Genomic DNA, 5,238 nt, shown 5'->3' on the forward strand with positions numbered 1-5,238 from the left:
CGCCCTTGCGGCCGGCCTGGCAGGCCCTCGCGTCGCTGGCCCGCCCGCGCGACGCCGCGGGCGCGCACGAGGCGCTGGCCCGGCTCGACCTCGCCGATCGCTTGTTCGATCGCTGCGACCGGCTCTCGGGCGGGCAGCTGCAGCGGGTCGGCATCGCCCGCGTCCTCTACCAGCAGCCCGACCTGCTGCTCGCCGACGAGCCGGTCTCGGCCCTCGACCCGACGCTGGCCGACGCCGCGGTCGGCGTCCTCGTCGCCGAGAACGAGGACCGCGGCGCGACGCTGGTGGCGTCGCTGCACGCGGTCGACCTGGCGCTGAAGTGGTTCCCACGCCTGGTCGGCATGCGGGCCGGCAGGGTCGTGTTCGACCGCGCGACCCACGCCGTCACGAGCGAGATGCTGAGCGAGCTCTACGCGGCCGAGGGCGGCACCCTGCCGATGCAGGGCGTCGACCTGAGCCAGGCGCCCGACGCGAAGGCGGTCGTCGAGGCCGCGCTGATCGCGCCGCGCTGCCGGTGAGGGCGCCGAGCCCGGTCGGCGCGCCCTGGCGCGACCCTGCGGCGACGCGGCGCATCGGCGTCGCGGTCACCGCCGCGGTCGTCCTCTGGCCGCTGCTCGTTCTCGCCGAGTTCGAGCCGTGGCGCCTCTTCGATGCCAGCCACCTCGCGGTCATGGCCGGCTTCCTAGGCGGCTTCCTGCCCCCGGTCGTGACCGCGGAGTTCCTCGGCCTCCTGCTGCGCGCCACCCTCGAGACGCTCGCCATCGCGACCGCCGGCGTCACCCTCGCGTTCGTCATCGCCGCGCCGCTAGCAGCGTTTGCAACGCGTTCGCTGTCGGTCGCCCGCATCGGCCCCGGGCCCGGCCTGCGCTCGGGCGTCGCGATGCGCACCGTCGTGCGCGGTCTGCTCACGCTGCTGCGGGCGATCCCGGAGATCGTCTGGGCCCTGCTCTTCGTCCGCGCCCTCGGCCTCGGCCCGGGCGCCGGCGTGCTGGCCCTGGCCGTGACCTACGGCGGCATGCTCGGCAAGGTCTACGCCGAGATCCTCGAGTCCGGCGACACGCGACCGGCCCGGGCCCTCCTCGAGGCCGGCAGCTCGCGCACCGGCGCGCTCCTCTACGCCCTCGTTCCGGGCAATGCGCAGGAGCTCGCCTCGTACACCGTCTACCGCTGGGAGTGCGCGGTGCGCGCGTCGGTGGTGATGGGATTCGTCGGCGCCGGCGGCCTCGGCCAGCTCATGGACCAGTCGATGAAGATGCTCAACGGCGGCGAAGCCAGCTCGGTCCTCCTCGTCTTCCTCGGCCTCGTCGTCGTCGCCGACCTGCTGAGCGCGCTGATCCGGCGCGTCCTCGCATGAAGCGCGCCACCGCCGTGCCGACCGGCGCCTCCCTGCCTTCGCGCCCGGATCGCCGCTGCGTCGAATGCATGGTGCTCGCCTTGGCCGTGCTCGCCGCGATCGTCGCCAGCTTCGCCTACCTGGCGGTCGACTGGCGCGGCCTCTTCAGCGGCGAGTCGATGCGCCTGATGGGCCGATTCGCGGCCGAGTTCTTCCCGCCGGACCTGTCGCCGGCATTCGTCGGCCGCGCCGCATGGGGGGCGCTGCAGACGTTTGCCGTCGCAACCGTCGGCACCTTGCTCGCGGTCGTCGCCGGCGGCCTGCTCGCCCAGCCAGCCGCCGGCCGCTTCGGCACGCCGGCGCGCGTCGCCGCCCGTCTCGCGCTGAACGCCCTGCGCAGCGTTCCGGAGCTGGTCTGGGCGGCGATCATGGTCATCGCCGCCGGTCTCGGCCCGTTCGCGGGCACCCTGGCCCTGGCGCTGCACACCAGCGGGGTCCTCGGCCGCCTTTGTGCCGAAAGCCTCGAGAACGCGCCGCCCGGCCCGGAACGCGCCTTGCGCGACGCCGGCAGCACGCCAGTCGCCGCCTTCGCCTACGCGACGCTGCCGCTCGTCATCGCGCAGGTCGTCGCCTATGCGCTGTACCGCCTCGAGATGAACATCCGCATGGCCGCGGTGCTCGGCTTCGTCGGCGCCGGCGGACTCGGCCAGATGCTCTACTTCCATCTCTCGATCTTCCAGCAGGCCCAGGCGTCGACGCTGCTGATGGCGATGCTGCTGCTGGTCTTCGCCGTCGATGCGCTGAGCGGCTGGGGCCGGGCCCGGCTCGCGCCCGCCTACGCCTGAGTTCCGGCAGCGCGCTTCAGCGCAGGCCGAGCCAGCGATCGACCGACACCGCGCCGGCGCCGCGGGCCGCGAGCAGGAGCAGCGGCGCGGCCCACGACAGGTGCGTTGGCCAGGCATCCGGGTAGACGAAGACCTGGATGACGAGCGTCATGCCGAGCAGGGCGAGGGCGGCGCCGCGGGTGAACAGGCCGACGACGAGCAGGAGCGGGAACAGGTGCTCGGCATAGGCAGCGGCGTGCGCGGCGAAGGCCGGGTCGAGCAGCGGCAGGCGGTACTCGTCGCGAAAGAGCCCGACCGCGCCTTCGCTGACGCCGAGCAGGCCGTCGACCTTGGTCCGGCCGGACTGGAAGAAGACGGCGGCGATGCCGAGCCGGCTGGCGAGCAACACGACGTCGAGGCCGAGCCAGCGCCCGAGCGCGTCCGCGCCGCGGTTCCAGGCGGCTCGCCACGACGTGCCCGAGAGGATCGCGCTCATCGGTCGAGGCGCGTGAACGCGCCGGCAGCCAGCAGCTGCGGCAGTGCGGCAACGACCGCCGACTCGCCCGCCCGCGCGGCGGCTTCGGCGAGCGTCCGGCCGGCGGCGCAGGCGTCCAGGAAGGCGACCGACGCGGCGTCGATCGCCTGCCACTCGACGATGCCGTGCGGTCGCGTGAGCAGGCCGCTTTCGTCGCCCACGCCGAGTTCGGCGCCGACATCGTCGCCGTCGCGATGACGACGCCAGATCGTGAACGCCGCCGACTCGGCGACGCTCAGCCAGCGCGCCGCCGGGTGCGGGACCAGCACGGCGCGAAGGAGCTCCTCGGGCCCGAGCCGGCCCACCTCGGCCGGCGCAAGCACCGGCCCGTCCGGGGCCGAGTGCGCTTCGATCCAGAGACGGTCCAGCCGGGCCACGTCGGCCAGGTAGGGCAGGGCGCGCGCCGAGCCGAAGCCGGCGAGGAAGTCGGCCAGGCCGGCACCGTAGTCGGCCAGGCTGCCCGTGCTCGGCGGATGCTCGCGGACAAACGCGCCGGCGGCGCTCTCGAGCCAGGCTTCGCCGACGATCTGGCGCACCGTCGGGTGGTTGGCGACGAGGGCGTCGATGCACGCCGCCAGGGTGGTGTTGCGATAGACAGCGAACCCCGGCTGGCGCGCGAAGTCGGGGAGCGGGCGGTCCGGGTCCTGGTCGGCGTCACCGAGCAGGGCCGCGGCGAAGTCGCGCTGGAAAGCGTCGAGACTCGCGCCGGCCGGCAGCGACGGGGCGTTCATGCCGGCACCGCCTGCTCGCGAACCGCGTCGACGTGCACGGCGTGGGCGCGATCGCGCTCGGCGAGCAGTTCGGCAAAAGGCGGGACGGCGGCGTCGCGCTCGATCAGCGTCGGCCGCGTTCCGGTGCGGGCGATGAAGCGCTCGTACAGGGCCAGGACGGGCGCCGACACCGGCGCGTCGTGCGAGTCGATGAGCAGCGCCGCGCCGCGCCGCGCGTCGGCGCGGTGCCCGGCCAGGTGCACTTCCATCACCGCCGCGGCCGGAAAGCTGTCGACGTAGGCCGCCGCGTCCTGGCCGAGGTTGTTGGCCGAAACGTGGACGTTGTTGAGGTCGAGGAGCAGGCCGCAGCCGGTGCGGCGCGCCAGTTCGGCGAGGAAGCCGACCTCGCTCCAGTCGTGCCCGTCGAGATGCAGGTAGTGCGACGGGTTCTCGATGGCGATGCGGCGACCGATCGCATCCTGGACGCGCTCCACGTTGCCGGACATGCAGGCCAGGGCCTCGTCGCTGCGCGGCACCGGGAGCAGGTCGGGGAAGACCGCGCCGCCGCGGCGCGACCAGGCCAGGTGCTCGGAGACGAGCACCGGCTGGATCCGTCGCACGAGCGCCGCGAAGCGGGCGAGCTCGGCGGCGTCGACCGGCTCGCTGCCGGCCAGCGACAGCGACACGCCGTGCAGCGACACCGGGTGCTCGGCGCGGATCGCCTCGAGCCACGCCAGGCGCGGCCCGCCCTGCACGAAATAGTTCTCGGCGTGAACCTCGAACCACAGGCCCGGCGCGCGACACGCCAGGGCGTCCTCGTAGTGCTCTGCCTTGAGGCCGAGGCCGGCCGTGAGCGCCGGCGCAGCCATGCCGGCGCGGATCGCCGTCATGCCGCTCAGGACTTGGCGGAGAGCGAGCCGGTTCCCTTCGGGGTCTTGATCGTCGTGCAGGTGCCGGCCGGCACGTTCTTCCAGGCGTTGCCCTGGTAGTCGACCTTCGAGGTGCCGGCGCAGGTGGTGCCGGCGCCCGCCGCGCAGTCGTTCTTGCCCGCCATGGAGACGCCGTAGCACTTCTCCATCGCCGCCGATTTCTCGGCAGCGGGCTTGTCGGCGGCGAAGGCCGACGATCCGGAAAGGGCCGTGAGGGCCGCGGCGGCGAAGGCGAGCGAGCGAGCGTTCATCGGTGAAACTCCTGAAGATGAGGGAAGGGGTCAGACGACGTGCCAGCCCGGGTCCGGGATTCGCGGCAGGCTCGCCTTCATCCTTATTCGCGCTGACCCGGCGCCGGGTTACAGCCGACGGCGAAAACTTTCGGCCCTTGTTTCGAGCTTCCTGTAACCCGCGGCGCGGCCGGTACGAATAGACCAGAGCGTGTCGCTCCCGGACGAACCTGGCCTGCGCGCCCTGCTTGTTCTCGCTCTCGGCGGAGACAACGCGGCGTATGCCGACTTCCTCGGGCATGTCGGCGACCGCCTGCGCGGCTACTTCAGGCGCCGCGCCGCCGCTTTTCCGGATGACGTCGAGGACCTCGTGCAGGAAACGATGCTTGCTCTCCACAACCAGCGCCACAGCTATCGCCCGGGCGAGCCGGTGACGCCATGGCTCTATGCGATCGCCCGCTATAAGCTGATCGACCTGCTGCGCAGCCGCGCGGCGCGGCCGACGCTGGTGCCGCTCGGCGACGACAACGAGGAGGCCGCGTTCATGGCCTGCCCCGAGCCGCAGGTGTTCGAGGCCCGCCGCGATCTCATCGCCCTCGTCGCGTCGCTGCCCGATCGCTACCGCCTGCCGATTGCCGGCGTGAAGATCGAGGGGCTTTCGGTGGCGGAGACGGCGC

8 protein-coding genes are annotated in these 5,238 nt (G+C 73.3%); 4 read left to right on the forward strand and 4 right to left on the reverse strand.

Features of this window, described 5'->3' with window-relative positions; translation table 11 throughout:
- From AC30N0_RS10855 to phnE, 3 genes are all read left to right on the forward strand, one after another.
- On the forward strand, positions 1–518 hold a 518-nt coding region (locus AC30N0_RS10855), incomplete at its 5' end, for an ATP-binding cassette domain-containing protein (protein ID WP_489517929.1).
- On the forward strand, positions 515–1,354 hold the full coding sequence (locus tag AC30N0_RS10860) for a PhnE/PtxC family ABC transporter permease (RefSeq protein ID WP_489517930.1): 840 nt from the start codon (positions 515–517) through the stop codon (positions 1,352–1,354). The genes AC30N0_RS10855 and AC30N0_RS10860, both read left to right, overlap by 4 nt.
- A complete protein-coding gene (gene phnE, locus AC30N0_RS10865; protein ID WP_489517931.1) occupies positions 1,351–2,178 on the forward strand; it encodes a phosphonate ABC transporter, permease protein PhnE in 828 nt (275 codons plus the stop codon). Before AC30N0_RS10860 ends, phnE begins: the two co-directional genes overlap by 4 nt.
- Positions 2,179–2,194: 16 nt before the next feature.
- Here phnE and AC30N0_RS10870 read toward each other — a convergent pair whose 3' ends face one another.
- The 4 genes from AC30N0_RS10870 to AC30N0_RS10885 are packed head-to-tail and all read right to left on the reverse strand — an operon-like array spanning position 2,195 to position 4,582.
- Complete coding sequence (locus AC30N0_RS10870; protein WP_489517932.1) at positions 2,195–2,653, reverse strand: DoxX family protein; 459 nt, start codon at positions 2,651–2,653, stop codon at positions 2,195–2,197.
- A complete protein-coding gene (locus AC30N0_RS10875; protein WP_489517933.1) occupies positions 2,650–3,423 on the reverse strand; it encodes an HvfC/BufC family peptide modification chaperone in 774 nt (257 codons plus the stop codon). Before AC30N0_RS10875 ends, AC30N0_RS10870 begins: the two co-directional genes overlap by 4 nt.
- Positions 3,420–4,271, reverse strand: a complete 852-nt coding sequence (gene bufB / locus AC30N0_RS10880) for an MNIO family bufferin maturase (protein ID WP_489517936.1) — start codon at positions 4,269–4,271, stop codon at positions 3,420–3,422. Before bufB ends, AC30N0_RS10875 begins: the two co-directional genes overlap by 4 nt.
- 26 nt (positions 4,272–4,297) lie before the next feature.
- A complete protein-coding gene (locus tag AC30N0_RS10885) occupies positions 4,298–4,582 on the reverse strand; it encodes a BufA1 family periplasmic bufferin-type metallophore (protein ID WP_489517934.1) in 285 nt (94 codons plus the stop codon).
- Positions 4,583–4,772: 190 nt separating this feature from the next.
- On the opposite strand from AC30N0_RS10885, the gene AC30N0_RS10890 reads away from it, so the two are divergent.
- The coding region (locus tag AC30N0_RS10890; RefSeq protein WP_489517935.1) for a sigma factor at positions 4,773–5,238 on the forward strand (466 nt) is incomplete at its 3' end.

The organism is Rhizobacter sp., assembly GCF_031412495.1.
In the GTDB taxonomy this organism is placed as follows: Bacteria; Pseudomonadota; Gammaproteobacteria; order Burkholderiales; family Burkholderiaceae_C; genus Schlegelella_A.